The organism is Allobranchiibius sp. GilTou73, assembly GCF_021391335.1.
Taxonomy (GTDB): Bacteria; Actinomycetota; Actinomycetes; order Actinomycetales; family Dermatophilaceae; genus Allobranchiibius; species Allobranchiibius huperziae.
In genome coordinates this window covers 372,303-391,369 of record NZ_CP090051.1, presented here as the reverse complement: position 1 = coordinate 391,369, position 19,067 = coordinate 372,303, and the positions used below count along the sequence as shown (strand labels likewise).

Genomic DNA, 19,067 nt, shown 5'->3' with positions numbered 1-19,067 from the left:
GGCGTGACGGCAGGCTTCCCTGGCGCTCCCGAGCCGCCGTACGACGCGTGGATGGGGCTGGCGCTGCTCCGCGCCCGCGAGGCGCTGCTCACCGACGACGTGCCCGTCGGCGCCGTGGTGCTCGATCCGCACGGAGAGATGATCGGCTCCGGGCTCAATCTGCGGGTGGGCGACAAGGATCCGCTCGCGCATGCCGAGATGCTCGCGATCCGCGCTGCCGCAACGCATCTGGGCCACTACCGACTCGACGACTGCGTGCTGGTGGTGACGCTCGAACCGTGTCTGATGTGCACCGGCGCGGTGATGCAGTCGCGGCTGTCCGGGATCGTCTTCGGCGCGTACGACGCGAAGGCCGGCGCCTGCGGGAGCGCGTGGGACGTCATCCGTGACAACCCGTCGCCCCACAAGGTGACCTGCGTGGGTGGCGTACGGGAGCAGGAGTGCGCCGCGCTGCTGACCGATTTCTTCCGGTCCCGACGTCATCGCAGCACGGGCGGTCGGTAGCCTGCGACGGTTATAGCACTCCTATCGACAAGGCCCCCAGCGGGCCGGAAGGTGGCCCATGGCCTCCCCCAACAAAGCCGCCGAACCCACGACGAACACCGCCGACGGCGGTGATCCGCACCTCAAGCGGCACGTCGGCGTGGTCGGCCTCCTCTTCGCCAGCGTCGGATCCATCATCGGATCGGGGTGGCTCTTCGGTGCCCTCAACGCATCGCAGGAAGCCGGGCCGGCCGCGGTCATCTCATGGGGCCTCGGTGGAGTGATGATCCTGCTGATCGGCCTCTGCTACGCCGAGCTCGGCACGATGTTCCCGCTGTCCGGCGGCGTCGTGCGCTTCCCGCACATCGGCTTCGGGTCGTTCGCCAGCTACATGACCGGGTGGATCACCTGGGTGGCGTGCATGGCCGTCGCGCCGATCGAGGTCGAGGGCGCACTTACCTACGCCACCAAGTACGCGGCGTTCACCGAGAAGCACACGGTCGACGGTGCCGTCGTCCATACCCTGACTGGCCTGGGACTCGGCGTCGCCGTGATCGCGATGGCCGTCTTCGTGGTCATCAACTACTTCGGTGTGCGGTGGTTCGCGCGCGTCAACAACGTCCTCGTGTGGTGGAAGCTCGGCATCATCACCCTGGTGATCGTGGCCTTCCTGGTCACCAAGTTCACCCCGCACAACTTCACTTCGCACGGCTTCAGGCCCGAGGGGTGGCACGGGGTCTTCACCGCGATCTCGACCTCGGGAATCGTCTTCTCCTTCCTCGGTTTCCGACAGGGCATCGAGCTCGCCGGCGAGACCGACAACCCCAAGCGCAACGTGCCGGTCGCGGTCATCGGCTCGGTCCTGCTGACCACCGTGATCTACGTCCTGCTGCAGGTGGCCTTCGTGGGTTCGCTCTCCCCGTCCGATCTCGCGCACGGCTGGGCCAAGGTGTCCTTCACCGACGACTTCGGCCCGCTCGCGGCCATCGCCAGCGTGCTGGGCCTCGGCTGGCTGGCCACCCTGCTCTACATTGACGCGGTGGTGTCTCCGGCGGACACCGGTCTGATCTACACCACGGTGACCTCGCGCATCTCCTTCGCGATGGCCCGCAACCGCAACGCACCGCAGGCGCTGGCGAAGACGACGTCGAACGGCGTGCCGCTCATCAGCATGGTCCTGGCGTTCGTGGTCGGGCTGATCCTCTTCCTGCCCTTCCCGAGCTGGCAGCAGCTGGTCGGCTTCATCACCTCCGCGACCGTGCTGTCGTTCGGCTCGGGGCCGCTGGTGCTGCTGGCCTTCCGCAAGCAGCTGCCGGACCACCCGCGCTCGTTCCGGCTGCCCGGAGCGCACGTGCTGGCCTTCCTCGCCTTCTGGTCGGCCAACCTGATCGTCTACTGGACCGGCTGGAAGACCAACGAGAAGCTCTTCATGGCAGTGCTGCTCGGCGTCGTGCTGCTCGGCGTGATGTACGCCGTCAACGCCGTGCGGGGCCAGCAGCCGGAGTGGGACTGGGTGTCCGGTCTGTGGTACGTGCCGTGGCTCGGTGGACTGGCTCTGATGTCCTACCTCGGCAACTACGACGGTGGGCGCAGCGTCATCAAGTTCGGCAGCGCGTTCATCATCACGTTCATCTTCTCCGCCGCGATCATGGCGCTGGCGTACGCCACCCGCCTGTCCCGAGTCTCGGTCGACCGCTACATCGCCGACTCCCAGCGCGAGGCGCAGATCGAGGAAGAGACCCTGGCCGGCTGAGGGCCGGCGGTCTCGCACCGTTCTCCCGGTGCGCGTGCCGACGCAGAACGCCCACCCCGCCGTCCGACGGGGTGGGCGTTTTACGTCTGTGGCCAGTGCTGCAGCCCTGGCCGCAGACGTAAAAGGCCCTCGGGGCGCCGCGTTCGACGGACCGGTGATCAGCGGCCGGTGGGCTCCGGCGTGGGGGTGGGCGTGGTCGTGCTCTCCCGGAACGTGCCGCCGGTCATGTCCTCCAGCTCGGTGCCGTTGGTCTCCGGGATCATCGCGCGCACGAAGAAGTAGGAGATCAACGCGAACGCCGCGAACCCGCCGTAGACGAAACCCAGGCCGACTCGATCCGACAGCCACGGGAACGACACCGTGACGATGAAGTTGAAGATCCAGTTGGCCGCGGTGCAGATCGCGATGGCGTACGAACGCTGCCGGTTGGGGAACATCTCCGACAGCAGCGTCCACATCACCGGGCCCCAGGTGGCGGCGAAGAAGATGACGAAGAGGTTGGCGCCGATGAGCGCCACGATGCCCCAGGTGTGCGGAAGCGTGATGTTCTTGCCCGAGCCGGAGGCGTTGAAGAATGCCGCGGACGCCAGGGCGAGCCCCACGAGCATTCCGGCGGAGCCGACGAGCAGCAGCAGCCGGCGCCCGACCTTGTCCACGAAAAGAAGCGCAACGAAGGTGAAGGCGACGTTGATGACGGCGGTGATGACCGAGGTCTTGAACGAGTCGCTGTCGGAGAAGCCGACCGAGCGCCACAGGGTGGTCGAGTAGTAGAAGATCGCGTTGATCCCGACGAGCTGCTGCAACGCCGCCAGCACGATCCCGACCCAGACCAGGGGTTTGAGTCCGAAGCGGTCGCCGGCGATGTCGGCGAAGCTGGTGCGGTCCTCGTTCTGCAACGACTCCTTGATGGCCTTCATCTTGTGGTCCGGAGCTTCGTCGCCCATGGTCTTCAGCACCGACCGGGCGCCGTCGGTCTCGCCCACGCGCACCAGGTAGCGGGGCGACTCCGGCAGCAGGAAGGACAGGACGCCGTAGACCAGCGCGGGCACCGCGCCGACCAGGAACATCCAGCGCCAGGCGGTGATCCCCAGCCAGGTCGCCTTCGACGCTCCGCCCGCGGAGTTCTGCACCAGGTCATCGGACAACAGGGCCGCGAAGATGCCGATGGTGATGCCGAGCTGGTTGATCGAGGTGAGTCCGCCGCGCATCCGGGCGGGCGCGATCTCAGAGATGTACGCCGGGGAGATCACCGACGCGAGACCGATCCCGAGACCGCCGATGACCCGCCAGAACATCAGCTCCCCGATATTGCCGACGAAGGCCGAGCCGATGGAGCTGGCGAGGAAGAGCACCGCGCCGAGCAGCATGACCTTCTTGCGGCCGAGGCGGTCGGCCAGCTGACCGGCGTACCAGGCACCTGCAGCACAGCCGAGCAGCGCGATGGCGACGGCGAAGCCCTTGACGAAGGCACTCAGGCCGAAGCCGCTGTTGATGGCGTCGACCGCTCCATTGATCACCGAGGAGTCGAACCCGAAGAGGAAGGCCCCGACGGCGGCGGCAAGGCTGGCGGCGATCACCTTCCCGTGACCTGTGCGAGGTGCTCCGGCGACGGCCTGGCTCATACCTGGGTTCCCCTCGATCGGTCACGCACTTCTACGCACCGTATCGCCTTGTGAGGCAAAAGGGTTGAGCTACCACCGGGGCGCCTGTCCGAGCGGCCACGGGACGGCGACACGAGCGTGCATCAGTCGTAGTGGCGCACGTCCCGCCAGATGGCGGACCAGGGCCGGGGCACACGGCACAACAGGACGGGCATCCCCTGTTCCTGGTTGTCCAGGTGGTCACCGTTGTCGATCCGGGCGAGGGTCGCGCAGTCGGTGAAGTACGGCGCGGCCTCACTCCCTTCGTACCCGAGCAGGAGCACCGAGGTGTCGTGATCCGGTGGCGGGGGCCACTCGCTGTACGCGTTCTGGCCGCTGTAGGCGTGGGGCAGCCCATGGGCGGACCCGAACAGGTTGATGTCGGATGCCTCGCCGTAGTTGCCGGTGAAGACCGCGGTGTCGCTCCGACGTGCCGGGGGGATGGATCGCCATGCGGCCGCCACCGTGGTGGTGAACCTCGGCCACCCCACCTCCTCGCCGATATCGGGGTTGAGCGCCATCGCCAAGCTGCCCTGGAGCGAGCGCTGCGGCACGACCGGGAGCGCAACGCCCGCCGAGATCAGGGCGGACACCGCGACGGCGACGATCAGCAGCGCGTGCCGCAGCATTGATCGGCCACGCCGGAGCCACTCGACGGTCGATGTCGCACCGAGGCCGAGGAGCGCGGGATAGATCCCGGCCAGGTAGTAGGCCTTTCCGTCGCCGAGCAGGTAGACGACGGCGAGCACGGCGTACGTGAGCGGGACGAAGCGGGCCGTGCGCAGACCCGGCCGCCGCCACGGTGCGACCAGCCCGGCGATCCATACAGGGACCAGCACCGGGCTGACCATGACCAGCTGGAAGGGCAGGAAACCGACGCGCCCACCCTCGGCGGACCCGGCGACGTTGCCCGCCACGGTCAGCTGCGGCCAGCCGTGCACGGCCTGCCAGACGACGTAGGGGCCGGCGATGACGACGGCCGCGACGACACCTGCGGCGAACCCGCGGGTCCGCAGCATCGTCCGCGGGCCGACGGCGGCGAGGACGATGACGGCGACGACCGCCACCAGTGCGACCTGCGGCTTGAACTGGCAGCCCACGCCGGCGGTCACCCCCGCGAGCACGAGATCCCGGTTGCGGGCCCGGGCGGCGCCCGTGCTGTCGTGCCGCACGGCCCGTAGGAGGAGCCACAGCAGGACGGTTGTGGAGAGCAGGTCGAAGGTGGTGGTGGAGACGATGTGGCCGACCGCGAGCGCGAAACCCGACACGGCGGTGCAGGCGGCTGCGACGAGTTCGCCCCGCCGGTCCGCGCCCACCTCACGGGCGACGAGCGATGCCACCAGCGTGGTCGCCGCGCACGCGACCGCCGACGGCAGCCGCAGGACGACGAGCGAGCCCGGGTCCAGATGGTGCATCAGCCACGCCAGCAGCGGCACGAGTGGCGGCTGATCCGGGTAGCCCCACGCCGGGTGCCCACCGGACACGATGAAGTACATCTCGTCGCGGTGGTAGCCGTAGCCCCCGCTGAACGCCGCCAGCACGGCGAACTGGACGGCGGCGACCGCTGCGGCCGGCCCGAAGGACCGTGAACCGTCGAGGCCACCCGCAGGCCAGCTGCCGCGGTGTCCTCGGCGAGCCGGTCTGCCCTGAGCCAGAGACACGGTCCAGTGTGCGTCCGACCGCTGCCCGAGGACGTCCGAACGGGCGATCTCGGGGAGCCGCGGCCCATGTCCAGTGCGCTCCAGGGGGGAGCCGCCGGGTGGCACGGGCACCGGGTACGACGAAGCCCCGGGCGGCTGCCCGGGGCTTCGTCGTACCTACTGGCGGTGGCGGTGGGATTTGAACCCACGGTGGAGTTACCCCCACACACGCTTTCGAGGCGTGCTCCTTAGGCCGCTCGGACACGCCACCGCCGACGAGGGTACCCGAGGGCTGCGGTCGGGACGAAATCCGTTACCCCATGCGGTCCGTCAGCAGGATGTCGACGGCGAAGCGGTCGGTACGTCGGCCTTGAACTCCTTGCCGAGCACCAGGTCGACGGAGGAGTCCGAGCGCCCGTCGCGGGCGAGCGTGGCTCCGGGGACGCGCGGCAGGACATAGCGCCTGGCGAAGTCCTCGCCGGTCGCGCCGAAGCGGATCTGGGCGACGCCGTCGACCCTCTGCTTGTACGGGTCGTTGCTGATCGAGCCGATGTCGAAGCCGCCGGACGCGAATTTGGCGGCGACATCGCGGGCGCTCCCGCTGGTGTCGGAGGCGTTGTAGACGTTGAGCTTCGCCAGCGCTTGGGGGAGGGCGAGGGTGGTGCACGACGGGGTGGACGGCCCGGTCGGGGCCGCGCTCGGCGGGCTGATGTTGCGCACGGCGTACACCAGGCCCGCGATCACCAGGATCGCGGCGATCCCGAGGACGACGGTCGCGCGGATCCGGCGGCGCCGGCGAGCGGCCTGCAGACCGTTGCCGGTGCTGCTCACAGCGACAGCACCCGGGCGTGCAGGACCGGACGCTGCTGCAGGGCCGCGCGCAGCGCCCGGTGCAGGCCGTCCTCGAGGTAGAGGTCGCCGCGCCACGACACCACGTGGGCGAAGATGTCGCCGTAGAAGGTGGAGTCGACCGCGAGGACCAGCGCCAGGTCGAGCGTGCGCTTGGTGGTGATCAGCTGCTCCAGGCGCACGATCCGGGGAGACACCGCGCTCCAGTCGGACGGTGTCTCCAGCCCGTGGTCAGGGTAGGGGCGCCCCTCCCCGACAGCCTTGAAGATCACGGCCCGATGCTACGGGGATCGCTGCACGATTCCCCGTAGCCCGCGGCTCCCACGCCGCTATCGTCGCTTCCATGGCCACCTCGGAAGACGCCCTCGCCCAGATCAAGGCCGGCTACGGATTCTCCGGCGCCGCACTCGAGCTCGGCGCCGCCGTGACCGACGGGAAGGCGCATTCCGACGTCCCGGTCCGGTTGCCGCTGTCGATGATGAACCGCCACGGTCTGGTCGCGGGTGCCACCGGCACCGGCAAGACCAAGACACTGCAGTTGATGGCCGAGCAGCTGAGCGCCCAGGGGGTGCCGGTCTTCCTGGCCGACATCAAGGGCGACCTGTCCGGCGTCGCGACGGCGGGCCAGCCCGGTGACCGGGTCACCGCCCGCACGACCGACATCGGTCAGCAGTGGACGCCGACGGCGTACCCGACCGAGTTCTACGCGCTCGCCGGCCTCGGCAAGGGGGTGCCGGTCCGCGCGACCATCACCTCGTTCGGGCCGACCCTGCTGTCGAAGGTGCTGGGGCTCAACGATACCCAGGAGTCCAGCCTCGGACTGGTCTTCCACTGGGCCGACAGCCAGGGGATGTCGCTGCTGGACCTGAAGGACCTGCGCGCGGTGATCTCCCACCTGACCTCCAAGGAGGGCAAGGCGGATCTCGAGGGCCTCGGCGGGCTGTCCTCGGCCACGGCGGGGGTGATCCTGCGCAACCTGGTGGCGTTCAGCGACCAGGGCGCCGACGCGTTCTTCGGCGAGCCGGAGTTCGACACCGCGGACCTGCTGCGCACCTCCTCCGACGGTCGCGGCGTCGTGAGCTGCCTGGAGCTGGCGGCGGTGCAGGACAAGCCGGCGCTCTTCTCGACGTTCCTCATGTGGCTGCTGGCCGACCTCTTCCACGACCTGCCCGAGGTCGGCGACATCGACAAGCCCAAGCTGGTCTTCTTCTTCGACGAGGCGCACCTGCTCTTCGACGACGCCTCGAAGGCATTCCTGGACGCCATCCAGCAGACCGTGCGGCTGATCCGCTCCAAGGGCGTCGGCATCTTCTTCGTCACCCAGACCCCCAAGGACGTGCCGAACGACGTGCTGGCACAGCTGGGCAACCGGGTGCAGCACGCGCTGCGCGCCTTCACCCCGGACGACGCGAAGGCGCTCAAAGCGACCGTGCAGACCTTCCCGCACAGCTCCTACGACCTGGAGGAGCTGCTCACCCAGCTCGGCACCGGCGAGGGCGTGGTGACGGTGCTGTCGGAGAACGGCGCACCGACCCCGGTCGCGTGGACCCGGATGCGGGCGCCCCAGTCGCTGATGGCGCCCAGCCCGGACGCGACGATCGACGCGACGGTCAGCGGATCCTCCATCGTGGGCAAGTACGCGCAGGCGATCGATCGCGAGTCGGCGTATGAGATGTTGAACGCCAAGCTCCAGCAGGCGCCCACCCCCGCGGACGCGCCGGCGCCAGCGCCTCAGGAGGCTCCGCGTTCGGCCCCGCGTGCCAAGGAGGACAAGGGCATGATCGCGAACGTGGCGGGGTCGCCGGCGTTCAAGTCGATGATGCGCTCGGCGGGCTCGGCGCTGGGTCGGGAGATCACCCGGAGCCTGTTCGGGACGGCCCGCCGGCGCCGCTGAGCGACGCGCAGCAGGACGCTCGGGTCAGGAGCAGGTGCGGCTGGGCTTGGGCACCGGCGGAGCTGTCGCCTGAGCCGCAGGCACCAGCCCCGAGAACCGGTAGTCCAGCACCAGGTCCACGGAGGAGTCGGTGCGCCCGTCGAGCACCAGCTTGGCGCCCTTGACCGACAACGCGACCCGCCGGGCCGCGGGCTCGCCCTTGGCGCCGTACCGCACGATCGCGATGAGCTCCGGGTTGAAGCTGCCGAGCGGATCGTTGCCGACCCGGTCGGTCTTGAAGCCGCGGGCGCGCAGCTCCTTGCCGACGGTGGTCGCCAGCCCGGGCCGCGCGGTCGTGTTGTAGACGTTGACGGTCACGCTCTTGGCGGCCGGCGGGGGCAGCGCGGCGAGCTGGAACGACGGTCCGAGGACCAGGTCGATCGAGGGGTTGGTGCGGCCGTCGTTGTAGAGGGTGGCGTGCTCCACCTGGGTCGCGAGCGTCAGCGCCATCTGGTAACCACCTGCGCCGTAACGGATCTCGGCGTAGGTCGGGGTCGGCCGGTTGTCGTCCTGCGGATCGCTCGCCGTGCTGATCACCTGGAAGCCGCGCCACGACAACGCGGTGCCGACCTGCCCGGCGAGACCCTGGGTGTCGGACGCGTTGAGGACGTTGACGTGGATGTAGGACGCGGGGATCGCGACCGTCGGGGTGGGGGTCGTGGTGCATACGGGCTTCTTGGCCGGCGCCGCCTCCTGGTCGCCGCACCCCGCGAGCACCATCGAGCCGGCCATCAGTCCGGCCGTCGTGAGAAGGGCGAGCCGCCCCCTGGTACGCATGATGCCTGTCTGCCCCTTGTGACTCTCTGTCCCGGAACCCAAGTGTGCCGCTGCACGAGCCGATCGAGCCAGCGGCGCGCCCAGCCGTTTCCCTCTTGTGACCACCCAGGCTAGGGAAGCGAGGTGAACGGCGGGTGACGTGCGCTCGGGGGCCACGTCGGTGCCCGCAGGTCGCGCTCTCAGCCGGTCGGATCGGGCGACGTAGGCATCAGGACGGCTCCATCAGGTGCTCGATGGCCGCGGCCGCCCGCAGCACCACGTCGTCGGCGAAGCGGGTGCCGACGACCTGCATCCCGACCGGGAGCGCCCCGGCCGGACCGATGGGGACGCTCGCGGCGGGCAGGCCCGCGAGGTTGGCAGGCAGGAGCAGCGCGCACCACGCGTCGAACCCGTCGGGGACCGCTCGGCCGGCCACGGTGGCCGGGCCGAGCCGGTCGGCGGCGAAGGCCGTCACGGGGAGGGACGGAGTGAGCAGCACGTCGTACTCCGACAGGAATTGCAGCCAGGAGGTGGTGAAGCGGCTGCGGGCGGCTTGCGCGTCCAGGTAGGCGCGGGCGCTGACACCGTCGCCGGACTCGATGATGGCGGCGGCGTCGGCGCCGATCAGATCGGGTCGGTCGGCGAGCAGTTGCCCCTGTGAGGCGTTGCCCTCCGGCAGCGCGGTGGCGTCCCAGAGCGCGCAGACGTCGACCGGGTCCGGGTGCACCAGATCGATCCTGACGCCGGACCGCCGCAGCGTGTCGAGCGCCCGCTCGAACGCGCCCCGCACGTCGTCGTCCAGGTCGGACAACCCGAGCGTGGCGGAGGCGGCGATGCGCAGCCCGTGGAGCGAGGCGCCACGCACGGCGTCGAGAAAATCGAGTGGCCGGGGCGGCGCGACGCTGGTCGGGTCCTGCGGTGCGGGGCCGCTGAGCACCGTCATGGCCAGCGCCAGATCCCGCACGCACGACGCGATCGGTCCGACGACCGACAGGCTCGGCCATCCGCGGAACCCCGGCGTGGTCGGCACCAGCCCGAAGGTGGGTTTGAGCCCGGCGACTCCGCAGAAGCCGGCCGGGATCCGGACCGACCCGCCCCCGTCGCTGCCGAGCGCGAGGCGGGCCATGCCGGCCGCCACCGAGGCAGCTGCACCGCCACTGCTCCCGCCCGTCGTACGGGACAGATCCCGCGGATTGCGGGTCGTTCCGTACAGGTCGTTCGTGGTGACGCCGCGGTAGCAGAACTCCGGGTTGTTGGTCTTGCCCAGCACGACCGCGCCGGCCTCCAGGAGCCGGTCGACGGCCACGGCCGAGGTGCCGGGCCGAAACTCGGCCAGCACGCGAGATCCGTTGGTCGCCGGGGCTCCCGCGAGCCAGATCTGGTCCTTGATCGACACCGGCACCCCGGCGAGCGGGCCGAGCTGCTCGCCGGCGGCGATGCGTCGGTCGACGCCCGCGGCCTGCGCGAGCGCCTCGTCGCGCAGCACGACGGTGTACGCGTTGATCTCACCGTCGCGCGCCTCGATCGCAGCGAGGCACTCGCGGGCGGCGTCCACGGCGCTCAGGCGTCTGCCCGCGATCGCGTCGGCGACCTCCCACGCGCTCGTCACAGGGTGCCCTGCACCGCAGCGCGCTCCAGTTCCTCCTGCTCCTCACGGGCGACGCGGGTCTCGGCCTCGACGTCGATGTTGCGGGCCAGGAACCAGTAGAGGAGCCCGGCCACCGGCAGACCGATAAAGAAGGAGATGTCGACGTCGTGGATCGATTTGGCCACGAACCCGGTATAGAGGCTCCCGACCACGAAGAACGGTGTCATGGCGATGAACCCGACCAGGTAGGAGACGATCCCCGGCCAGCCCCACCGCCCGTACATCCCGTTGGGTTTGAAGATCTCGGCGATCGCGTAGTGCCCTCGTCGCACGACGTAGTAGTCGACCAGGTTGACGGCGGTCCAGGGGATGAAGAGGTAGAGCACCAGCAACAGGAAGTTGTTGAAGTCGCTGAGGAAGTTTGACGTCGCGACCAGTGCGCCCAGCAGGGACAGCACCGCGGTGAACGCGATGGTGGCGATCCGGATGCCGAGAGTGGGCTTGACCTTGGAGAAGGAGTCGACCGCACTGATCAGGGTCAGCGAGCCGCCGTACATGTTGAGCGCGATGACCGAGACCAGGCCGAGCGCCGCGAGGACCAGGACCACGTCGCCGAATCCGTTGAGGAAGTGGTCGCCGACCTCCTTCAGCTCGGCGATCGCGTTGCCGCTGAACGCCTTTCCCTTCCACGCCGCGAGCGTTGCGCCGATGACCATCATCCAGGCGCCGCCGACGGCCGACCCGCCGTACGTCCAGTAGAAGGTCTTGCGCACCGTGACGTCCGGCGGCAGGTAGCGCGAGTAGTCCGAGACGTAGATGGCCCAGCTGATCTGGTAGCCGGCGACCACGCCGAACTGGCCGAAGAACGGCGCCGCCTGGAAGTGCCCGAGGTCGAACGTGCCGGCCGGGTAGTGCAGCGTGAAGAGCAGGACCGTGACGATCCCGAAGACGATGAGCATCGCGTAGGTGAGGATCTGCTCGGCCCGGTGGATCAGGTCGTAGCCGATGATCGCGATCGCGACGCCGATGAGGGTGATGATCACGTGCCACGGTTTGATCCACGAGGTGCCGGTGCTCTTGGACATCGATTCACTGGCGAGCACGGTGTTGAAGACGTTGAACCCGGCGTACTGCACGTAGGCGAACAGCCAGACGAGGAGCGCGCCGAGGTAACCGAACTGGGGCCGCGACTGGATCATCTGCGGCAGACCGAGCTGCGGGCCCTGCGCGGAGTGGAACGCCATGAAGAGCGTGCCCAGCAGTGTGCCGACCACGATGGCGATGATCGACCACGGCAGCGTCGCGCCTTCGGTGATGCTGATGAGGCCGACCGCGAGGGTCGCAATCTGCGCGTTCGACATGAACCACAACGGCCCGAGATGCCACAGCTTGCCGTGTCGTTCGGTGAGCGGCACGTAGTCGATCGAGCGGGATTCGATCCCGCCGGCCCGCTGAGCGGGTTCCTTCGTCTGCGTCATGGGTCCACTCTCCCGCGAGATGCATTGTTACTGCTGGGTATTCCGTACGGCGCGCGTCGCAGAGGAGTGCAGGTCCCCGGACGTCGCCCGAAGGACGGGGAAATCGCTTGTGTGGGCGGGACCCGGCTGATGCGATCGTGACGTGCCCGAACCGAACCTGGCCAGCGCGGGCGGATCGCCCGATGCCTACGGTATCCGCGTCGTCCGGGCGAACGACGCCGCCGCCGTCGCCCGCATCCTGGCCACCCTGCCGCAGTGGTTCGGCATCCCCGAGTCGAACGACCACTACGTCGAGGCTGCCGCGTCGATGCAGTCGTATCTGGCCGCGACCGGCGACCGCGTCGTGGGCGTGTTGCTGACGACGATTCATTTCGCGGAGGCTGCCGAGGTCTATCTGATGGCCGTCGACGCGGCGTACCGACGCCGGGGCATCGGCACCCGGCTGATGGAAGCCGCGCGGGCAGAATTGCGCCGCGACGGCGTCCGCTTCCTGCAGGTCAAGACACTCGGTCCGAGCCGGCCGGACGAGAACTACGCGGCGACCCGCCGCTTCTACGAACACTGCGGATTCACCCCGTTGGAGGAGCTGCTGCAGCTGTGGGAGGGCAATCCCTGCCTGCTGATGGTCGCGGCGCTCTGACCCCGCGTCCCAGGTCTGCCGCCCCGCTCCCGCCGAACCAGGGCGCCGCCGCCACGTCGGCCCTAGCCTGAGGTGGTCCGCGCCGGGGAGTGCGGACCGGCGATGCCGATGGAGCAGAGGGAGTCCCACCATGACCGACGGGAAGCGGCCGATGTTCGAGAGGAAGCGGGTGGGGTACGGCGTCCGTCCCGCGTCCCCGACCGGGTGGCTGGTGGCGTTCCTACCGGGTCTGATCGTGCTCGTCGTCGTGCTGGTGGTGGTCCTGGTCGTGGCACGGTGACCGGCACCGCGGCAGGTCGCAGCCGATGCGGCTGTGCCGACGGCGCCGGCCCTCGCCCGCGCCATCGCGACGTTCGTGAAGTGATCAAGGAGCACCGAGCGCAGCGAACACCTCGATGAGCTCGTACGCCGCGGCGATGTCCGTGGCGGTGAAGCCCAGAGTCAGCGGGCCACGTAGTCCGACCCCGGGGATTCCCAGCGCGCGCTCGGTCATCGACGGCCGGAGGACGTCCACCTCGAGGTCGACCGGGCCCTGGAAACGTGGCGCCTGCACGTCGCCGAGGCGCGTGAGCGCCGTCTGCGTGGCAGCCTCGATCCGTCGGCACGACTCGCGCGGGTGCAGTCCTTCGGCGGCCCGGCTGCCCCTCGAGGTCTTGACGACGACCGTGGTCATGCCGGGCACCGCCGAGGCGGCTTCGGCCGCCAGCGTGTCGTCACCGGTCGCGAGCACCGGGACCGCGCCGTAGTGCACCGCCAGGGCCGCGTTCAGTCCGAGCTCGCCGAGTTCGACACCGTTGCAACGGACCTGGGCGATGACGCCGCCGCTGATCGTGTGCGCCAGCACGGAGTCCGGCGTCCCGGCCATGCCGTGGTAGCCGACGAAACAGACCGCGTCCACGCCGCTGTCTATGCCGGTCATCATCGCCAGGCGCCGCGGTGAACCCCGCAGCAGCGTGCACCCCTGCTCCAGACGGTCCGGGACCAGGTTCCGGAACCGTGCATGTGCGTCGCAGACCACGATCTCCGCTGCCGGGTCGTGGGCCAGCACACCGCGTACGGCGGCGCTAGCCTCATCCGTCATGTAACCGCGGTTGCGCTCGTACTCCGGGTTTCCCGGGCTGATGTCCTGCGGGTCGACGACTCCCGCAACACCCTCCATATCGACCGAGACCAGCACCCGCACGACACCCTCCGACCAGACCCTGGATGGGCGCCCCCGTCCTCCTGGAGGATGGAGACGCAGTGCTGAGCACACTGCCACACCATTAACGAATCTTGATGCGCCGCAGGGTCGCCGGGTCGTCCGAACAAGACCACACTGGTAGGTGGAAGACGAACGGAGCAGGGGCTTCCCTGATCGTGGAAGAGAGTGATCGTGATGACCGGCCGGAAGCGGTTCGAAGCGTCGGCGTGGGCCCAGGCCGGGTGGTGGACCACAGCGGTGCGTGTCGGCGCGGCGATCGGTCCGCTCGTCATCTGCGCGCTCCTCGCGACCGACCGCAGGGACATCACGCCGGTCATCGCGGTCCTCGTGCTCGTGCTCTGGGTGGTCGCAGCCGCCGCCACTGCCGACCGGCTGGCCGCGCTGATCGCCGCCGTGTCCGGAGGCGTCTGGTTCGACTTCTTCCTCGCCCGGCCCTACCACCAGTTCGCGATCGCCGACACGGCTCACGTCGTCGCGACGGTGCTGCTCGTGCTGATCGGCATCGCCGTCGCCGAGCTCGCGCTCTGGGGCCACCGTCAGCAGGCCGGTGCCGCGCGCCGTTCGGGTTATCTGGACGGGCTGTTGGCGAGTGCCGCGGCGATCAGGGAGGGCAGCGCGCCCACCCGGGCGGTCACCGAGATCGCCGCTCAGCAGATCGCCGACACCCTGGACGTCGAGCGGTCCACCTTCGTCGACGGCCCGATCCGCGATGCGCGGATCGCCGTCCTGGAGCAGGACGGCACGGTGGTCCGGGGCGGTCGCCGAGTCGACGTGACCCGGATCGGGCTGCCCACCGACGAGTACGTCGCCATCCCGGTGCAGCGGGGACAGGCGGTCCTCGGCTACTTCCGGGTGTCGTCCGCGACCCATGTGCGGCACCCGAGCTCCGAGCAGTGTCGGGTCGCGGTCCTGCTCGCCGATCAGGTGGCCGGCGCGTTCGGAACGGCGAGCTCGGCGAGCTCGGTGAGTACGGACTAGGCCCCGCGAGTCATGCGGCCGGTCTCTGTCCGGGTCGGCTGGGCATCAGTCCGGGGGTGAGGTCCCAGGTGACGCCGGTGGGTGTGACGGTGGCGGTGAGCAGGTCGCGGTGCACGATGGTGTGGTGCCGGGCGCACAGTAAGGCCGCGTTGGTCAGTGTTGTTTCGCCGCCGGCCCACCAGGGCCGCACATGATGTGCATCGCACCAGTCCGGTGGGCGGTCACATCCGGGGAAGGTGCAGTGCTGATCCCGGTGAATGATCGCGGTGCGTAAGCCCCCGGTGAACAGGCGTTTCGCGCGGCCGACGTCCAAGGGTTCGGACTCGGTGCCGAGGACTGCGGGGATGAGGTCCGCATCGCACGCGAGTCGGCGGAGAGTGCCGGCGTCGAGGTGATCGCCGTCGGTGGTGCGTCCGATGCCCGGTAGGTACGTCGGGGCGAATCCGTCTTCGCCCGAGCCGTGTTGGCCGAGTCGGCCCGCGTCCCGGAGCCCCTCGTACAGGGTGTTGTAGTCCATCGTGACCAGGATCTTCGCCGTGCCCCCGAACTCCCCGACCGGCCGTGGCACGGTGCCGTCGAGCACGCCGGCGGAGGTCTCGACGAGTCGCACCAGCGCGTCCGCTCGCCGCTTGGCAGGGGTGGGAGTATCCCGCTGAGGCCCGTGGTCGCCGGCTTCCACCGGCGCGGGTGCGGACAACGCTTGCAGGGCGTGTTTGACGATGGCGGTGTGCCCGGCGGACAGGTCGGCCTCGAACCGGGTCAGACCACCAGGCAGGTCGTACCACCGCACCGATTCGCAGTCCTGCTGCACTTCTTCGTCCCGCACCAGTTGTTCGGGGGCGTACTGACCCCGGATCCGGGTGGACAGCTCCCGTAGGGCCCGCGGCCCGTACGCCGACAGTGACAGGTACCGCCCCAGCAGGTCGTCTCGATCCACGAACGGCAACTGCCGGCGGATTCGCGGCACCTCCCGCAACGCGACCGCCGCGACCGGCACGGTCGCGGACCCGGTCGCCAACGCATCGACAACGACCTGGTTCCGGGGATCGGCGCAGTCCACGCCCACGACGCCGACCCGGCGTACGACGGTCGGGTCCACACCGGTCGCCTGCCGGGCCACCCAGGCGGGTGCTCCGGTCGCGGTGGAGTTCGCGACCGTCCCGCGGCTCAGCGCGTCCGCGGTGGCCAGCGCAGCGACGTTCTCCGTGCGAGACGCGACCTGCAGCATCGTCCCGACGACCTCGCCCAGATCAGGCTCGCTCAGCTGGTGAAGCGCACCAGGCCAGTGGTCCAAGGACGTCGCGAACTCCCTCAGCAGACTCAACAACCGGCTACCAGAACCCAGCGCAGCGGGGCGATGCGTGTCGGTCGTCGGTTGCGTCATGGCCCCTCCTGCGACTGCTGGTGCCTGCTTCGTACCTATATCTTGCATCATACGCGTGTTCGAATATAGGCGCAACTAGTAGATCGACGAATTCTGTTGCGGATGTTGAGCATTCGATCAGAAGTTATCCACATCCCCTCGATCATGGTGAGCGGTTTACGGGTTTTCCACGTGTCCAACGGGCCGATTGCGCGTGCCCGGAACGGACGAGGCAGATGTGCCACCTGCTTGGCGGCGAGCTGGGTGAGCTGGGCGATCTCGGTGATGCTCGATGAGCAGGACCGGTCGCCGATCCTGGTGGTGTCCGGGACAGTGGTGGGGTGAGCACACCGACCAGCATCACGACACGGAGACACTCGTGAACAAGAACCCTCGCACCGCGACCGTCAAGACGCCTGCGGAGAACTTCACCGGCGACGTGTGGATGAATCCGCTCTTCGACGGCGACGGCACGTCCCGGTTGGTCTGTGGACACGTGCGTTTCACCCCGGGGGCGCGCACCAACTGGCGCTCCCACTCCAACGGGCAGCTGCTCGTGTGCACCGACGGCGTCGGGCTGGTCGGCACCCGCGACGGGCGCGCGGTCCTGCTCCATGCGGGGGAGAGCGTGTGGACCCCGGCCGGCGAAGAGCACTTCCACGGCGGCACCGCCGATCAGATGATGTGCCACTACGCGATCCTCGACGGCAGCGGCGACGCCGACGCGACGACGTGGTTGGAGCCGGTCACCGACGAGCAGTACGCCGCGGCGGAGGCCGCCGCCACAGGGAGCCGGTGATGGAGTACCGCCCACTCGGCCGCACCGGCGTGCAGGTCAGCCCGCTCTGCCTCGGCGCGATGATGTTCGGCCCGTGGGGCAACGACGACCGGGCCGATGCGACCCGCATCATCCACGCCGCCCTGGACGCCGGGATCAACATCGTCGACACCGCCGACATCTACTCGGCCGGTGTCTCGGAGGAGATCGTCGGGGAGGCCCTGCAGGGTCGAAGGGACGACGTCGTACTGGCGACCAAGTTCTTCATGCCCATGGGGGATGGCCCCAATCAGGGCGGGGGCTCGCGGCGGTGGATCATCCGCGAGGTCGAGGACTCGCTGCGGCGCTTGAGGACTGACTACATCGATCTGTACCAGATGCACCGGCCGACACCGGAGACCGACGTGGAGGAGACCCTGGGTGCGCTCTCGGACCTCGTGCACGCCGGGAAGGTGCGCTACATCGGCTCCTCCTCGTTCTCGGCGTCACAGATCGTGGAGGCGCAGTGGGCCGCTCGGGAGCGCAATCTCGAGCGGTTCGTCACCGAGCAGCCGCCGTACTCGATCCTCGTCCGCGGCATTGAGGAGGACTTGTTGCCGACCGCGCTGCGGCACGGGATGGGCACCCTCACCTACAGTCCACTGGGCGGCGGATGGCTCTCCGGCAGGTGGCGCAAGGACGCCGCCTCGGAGCCGACATCCAGCGCCCGCCCGAGCGTCCGGTTCGACATGAGCATCCCGGCCAACCAGCGCAAGCTCGATGTCGTCGAGGACCTGGCACAGCTGGCCGAGCAGGCCGGTGTGAGTCTGATCGAGATGTCGATCGCGTTCGTCATCCGCCACCCCGGTGTCACCGCGGCGATCGTCGGTCCGCGCACGATGGCGCAGTTGGAGTCCTACTTGCCTGCCGCGGACCTCACCCTCAGCGATGACGTCCTCGACCGGATCGACGCGATCGTGGCTCCGGGCGTGACGGTCAACCCGGAGGACACCAGCTACGGCCAGCACGAACTCACCCCCCACCGCGCTGCGTCGCTGACCGCGTCGTCGCCCCGGGCCATCCCGAACGAGGAGAGAACCATGCAAGAGCTGACCCTGAACAACGACGTACGGATGCCCGCGATCGGCCTCGGTGTGTTTCAGACACCCGCCGACGAGACGCGTAGTGCGGTCGCCGCGGCGCTGTCTACGGGATACCGCCACATCGACACCGCGGCGGCGTACGGCAACGAACGCGAGGTCGGAGATGCGATCCGTGACTCCGGACTCGCACGCGACGACGTCTTCGTCGAGACCAAGGTTTGGATCAGCGACTACGGGTACGACGAGACGCTGCACGCGTTCGACAAGAGCGCCGGCAAGCTCGGCGTGGAGCAGATCGATCTGCTGATCCTGCACCAGGCGCTCCCTTCGGATTTCGAGAAGACCCAGGAGGCGTACCGCGCCCTCGAGAAGCTGCTGGCCGACGGCAGGGTGCGCTCGATCGGGGTGAGCAACTTCATGGTCGAGCACCTGACCGCGCTCCTGGAGAAGGCCGCCGTGGTGCCCGCGGTGAACCAGATCGAACTACACCCCTACTTCCAGCAGCGGGAGGTCCAGGCGTTCGGCGCGCAGCACGGAATCCTCACCCAGGCCTGGTCGCCGATCGGCGGGATCACGTTCTACCGGGACGGCCAGCACACCAGCACCCTGCAGGACCCGATCATCGGTGACATCGCGCGAGCGCACGACAGATCGCCTGCACAGGTGATGCTGCGCTGGCACCTGCAGGCGGGTCGCTCGGTGATCCCGAAGTCGACCAAGCCGCAACGTATCGCCGAGAACTTCGACGTCTTCGACTTCGAGCTCGCCGGCGACCAGATGGACGCCATCGACGCCCTGGACACCGATCGGCGCGGCGGTCCAGAGCCGACCGCCATCACGCTGGAGAGCTTCGGCCGCGACATCCCCGAAGCCTGACCGGCCCCTTGTGGCGCCCGGACGCC

The 19,067-nt window shown here is 69.2% G+C and carries 17 protein-coding genes, 1 tRNA gene and 1 pseudogene; 9 read left to right on the top strand and 10 right to left on the bottom strand.

From position 1 onward, the window contains the following. Positions 1-3 precede the first annotated feature (3 nt). On the top strand, positions 4-504 hold the full coding sequence (gene tadA, locus LVQ62_RS01880; protein WP_370639659.1) for a tRNA adenosine(34) deaminase TadA: 501 nt from the start codon (positions 4-6) through the stop codon (positions 502-504). 58 nt (positions 505-562) lie between these two features. Beyond that, positions 563-2,236, top strand: a complete 1,674-nt coding sequence (locus LVQ62_RS01875; RefSeq protein WP_233764173.1) for an APC family permease — start codon at positions 563-565, stop codon at positions 2,234-2,236. A 158-nt stretch (positions 2,237-2,394) separates the two neighbouring features. Here LVQ62_RS01875 and LVQ62_RS01870 read toward each other — a convergent pair whose 3' ends face one another. The 5 genes from LVQ62_RS01870 to LVQ62_RS01850 all read right to left on the bottom strand — a co-directional run bounded on the left by LVQ62_RS01870 (position 2,395) and on the right by LVQ62_RS01850 (position 6,637). Then, entirely contained in the window at positions 2,395-3,858 is a 1,464-nt protein-coding gene (locus LVQ62_RS01870; protein ID WP_233764171.1) for a sugar porter family MFS transporter, read from the bottom strand. Between the two features lie 122 nt (positions 3,859-3,980). After that, a complete protein-coding gene (locus LVQ62_RS01865) occupies positions 3,981-5,537 on the bottom strand; it encodes a glycosyltransferase family 39 protein (protein ID WP_233764170.1) in 1,557 nt (518 codons plus the stop codon). 160 nt (positions 5,538-5,697) lie between these two features. Beyond that, a tRNA-Ser gene (locus tag LVQ62_RS01860) sits at positions 5,698-5,787 on the bottom strand. A 59-nt stretch (positions 5,788-5,846) separates the two neighbouring features. Then, the gene (locus LVQ62_RS01855; RefSeq protein WP_208051683.1) at positions 5,847-6,347 is read right to left on the bottom strand and encodes a LytR C-terminal domain-containing protein; all 501 of its coding nucleotides are present in this window, start codon (positions 6,345-6,347) and stop codon (positions 5,847-5,849) included. Further along, positions 6,344-6,637, bottom strand: coding sequence for a type II toxin-antitoxin system VapB family antitoxin (locus tag LVQ62_RS01850; protein ID WP_179478533.1), 294 nt, complete (start codon positions 6,635-6,637; stop codon positions 6,344-6,346). Before LVQ62_RS01850 ends, LVQ62_RS01855 begins: the two co-directional genes overlap by 4 nt. A gap of 71 nt (positions 6,638-6,708) precedes the next feature. Here LVQ62_RS01850 and LVQ62_RS01845 point away from each other — a divergent pair, with 71 nt between their 5' ends. Next, the gene (locus LVQ62_RS01845) at positions 6,709-8,259 is read left to right on the top strand and encodes a helicase HerA-like domain-containing protein (RefSeq protein ID WP_233764169.1); all 1,551 of its coding nucleotides are present in this window, start codon (positions 6,709-6,711) and stop codon (positions 8,257-8,259) included. Positions 8,260-8,283: 24 nt separating this feature from the next. Here the strand turns inward: LVQ62_RS01845 and LVQ62_RS01840 are convergent, their stop codons facing one another. From LVQ62_RS01840 to LVQ62_RS01830, 3 genes are all read right to left on the bottom strand, one after another. After that, on the bottom strand, positions 8,284-9,075 hold the full coding sequence (locus tag LVQ62_RS01840) for a LytR C-terminal domain-containing protein (protein WP_179478537.1): 792 nt from the start codon (positions 9,073-9,075) through the stop codon (positions 8,284-8,286). A gap of 208 nt (positions 9,076-9,283) precedes the next feature. Continuing rightward, the gene (locus LVQ62_RS01835) at positions 9,284-10,663 is read right to left on the bottom strand and encodes an amidase (protein WP_233764168.1); all 1,380 of its coding nucleotides are present in this window, start codon (positions 10,661-10,663) and stop codon (positions 9,284-9,286) included. After that, the gene (locus LVQ62_RS01830; protein ID WP_233764167.1) at positions 10,660-12,120 is read right to left on the bottom strand and encodes a cytosine permease; all 1,461 of its coding nucleotides are present in this window, start codon (positions 12,118-12,120) and stop codon (positions 10,660-10,662) included. The genes LVQ62_RS01835 and LVQ62_RS01830 overlap by 4 nt, the downstream gene beginning before the upstream one ends. Before the next feature lie 142 nt (positions 12,121-12,262). On the opposite strand from LVQ62_RS01830, the gene LVQ62_RS01825 reads away from it, so the two are divergent. Together LVQ62_RS01825 and LVQ62_RS01820 are read left to right on the top strand one after the other, a co-directional pair. After that, positions 12,263-12,760, top strand: coding sequence for a GNAT family N-acetyltransferase (locus LVQ62_RS01825; RefSeq protein WP_233764166.1), 498 nt, complete (start codon positions 12,263-12,265; stop codon positions 12,758-12,760). A gap of 130 nt (positions 12,761-12,890) precedes the next feature. Further along, positions 12,891-13,040 carry a hypothetical protein gene (locus LVQ62_RS01820; protein WP_208051677.1) on the top strand — a complete coding sequence of 50 codons (150 nt, stop codon included), beginning with the start codon at positions 12,891-12,893 and terminating at the stop codon, positions 13,038-13,040. An 84-nt stretch (positions 13,041-13,124) separates the two neighbouring features. Here LVQ62_RS01820 and LVQ62_RS01815 read toward each other — a convergent pair whose 3' ends face one another. Beyond that, the gene (locus tag LVQ62_RS01815) at positions 13,125-13,943 is read right to left on the bottom strand and encodes a M55 family metallopeptidase (RefSeq protein WP_233764160.1); all 819 of its coding nucleotides are present in this window, start codon (positions 13,941-13,943) and stop codon (positions 13,125-13,127) included. Between the two features lie 195 nt (positions 13,944-14,138). On the opposite strand from LVQ62_RS01815, the gene LVQ62_RS01810 reads away from it, so the two are divergent. Beyond that, a complete protein-coding gene (locus LVQ62_RS01810) occupies positions 14,139-14,942 on the top strand; it encodes a DUF4118 domain-containing protein (RefSeq protein WP_233764156.1) in 804 nt (267 codons plus the stop codon). Positions 14,943-14,952: 10 nt separating this feature from the next. On the opposite strand, the gene LVQ62_RS01805 is transcribed toward LVQ62_RS01810, so the two are convergent. Continuing rightward, the gene (locus tag LVQ62_RS01805; protein WP_233764154.1) at positions 14,953-16,326 is read right to left on the bottom strand and encodes an HNH endonuclease signature motif containing protein; all 1,374 of its coding nucleotides are present in this window, start codon (positions 16,324-16,326) and stop codon (positions 14,953-14,955) included. A gap of 358 nt (positions 16,327-16,684) precedes the next feature. Here LVQ62_RS01805 and LVQ62_RS01800 point away from each other — a divergent pair, with 358 nt between their 5' ends. The 3 genes and pseudogenes from LVQ62_RS01800 (at position 16,685) to LVQ62_RS01790 (ending at position 19,041) form a co-directional block, all read left to right on the top strand. Then, entirely contained in the window at positions 16,685-17,104 is a 420-nt protein-coding gene (locus LVQ62_RS01800) for a cupin domain-containing protein (protein WP_233764152.1), read from the top strand. Next, positions 17,104-18,102 (top strand): annotated as a pseudogene (locus LVQ62_RS01795) (aldo/keto reductase); the annotation flags it as partial. The gene LVQ62_RS01800 and the pseudogene LVQ62_RS01795, both read left to right, overlap by 1 nt. A 93-nt stretch (positions 18,103-18,195) precedes the next feature. Continuing rightward, positions 18,196-19,041, top strand: a complete 846-nt coding sequence (locus LVQ62_RS01790; protein ID WP_233767602.1) for an aldo/keto reductase — start codon at positions 18,196-18,198, stop codon at positions 19,039-19,041. Positions 19,042-19,067 lie beyond the last annotated feature (26 nt).

Coding starts and splice junctions, on each gene's coding strand:
- LVQ62_RS01870 (WP_233764171.1), bottom strand. CDS start 3,858: ATGAGCCAGGCCGTCGCCGGAGCACCTCGCACAGGTCACGGGAAGGTG.
- LVQ62_RS01810 (WP_233764156.1), top strand. CDS start 14,139: ATGACCGGCCGGAAGCGGTTCGAAGCGTCGGCGTGGGCCCAGGCCGGG.
- LVQ62_RS01820 (WP_208051677.1), top strand. CDS start 12,891: ATGACCGACGGGAAGCGGCCGATGTTCGAGAGGAAGCGGGTGGGGTAC.
- LVQ62_RS01875 (WP_233764173.1), top strand. CDS start 563: ATGGCCTCCCCCAACAAAGCCGCCGAACCCACGACGAACACCGCCGAC.
- LVQ62_RS01830 (WP_233764167.1), bottom strand. CDS start 12,120: ATGACGCAGACGAAGGAACCCGCTCAGCGGGCCGGCGGGATCGAATCC.
- LVQ62_RS01845 (WP_233764169.1), top strand. CDS start 6,709: ATGGCCACCTCGGAAGACGCCCTCGCCCAGATCAAGGCCGGCTACGGA.
- LVQ62_RS01805 (WP_233764154.1), bottom strand. CDS start 16,326: ATGACGCAACCGACGACCGACACGCATCGCCCCGCTGCGCTGGGTTCT.
- LVQ62_RS01840 (WP_179478537.1), bottom strand. CDS start 9,075: ATGCGTACCAGGGGGCGGCTCGCCCTTCTCACGACGGCCGGACTGATG.
- LVQ62_RS01790 (WP_233767602.1), top strand. CDS start 18,196: ATGCCCGCGATCGGCCTCGGTGTGTTTCAGACACCCGCCGACGAGACG.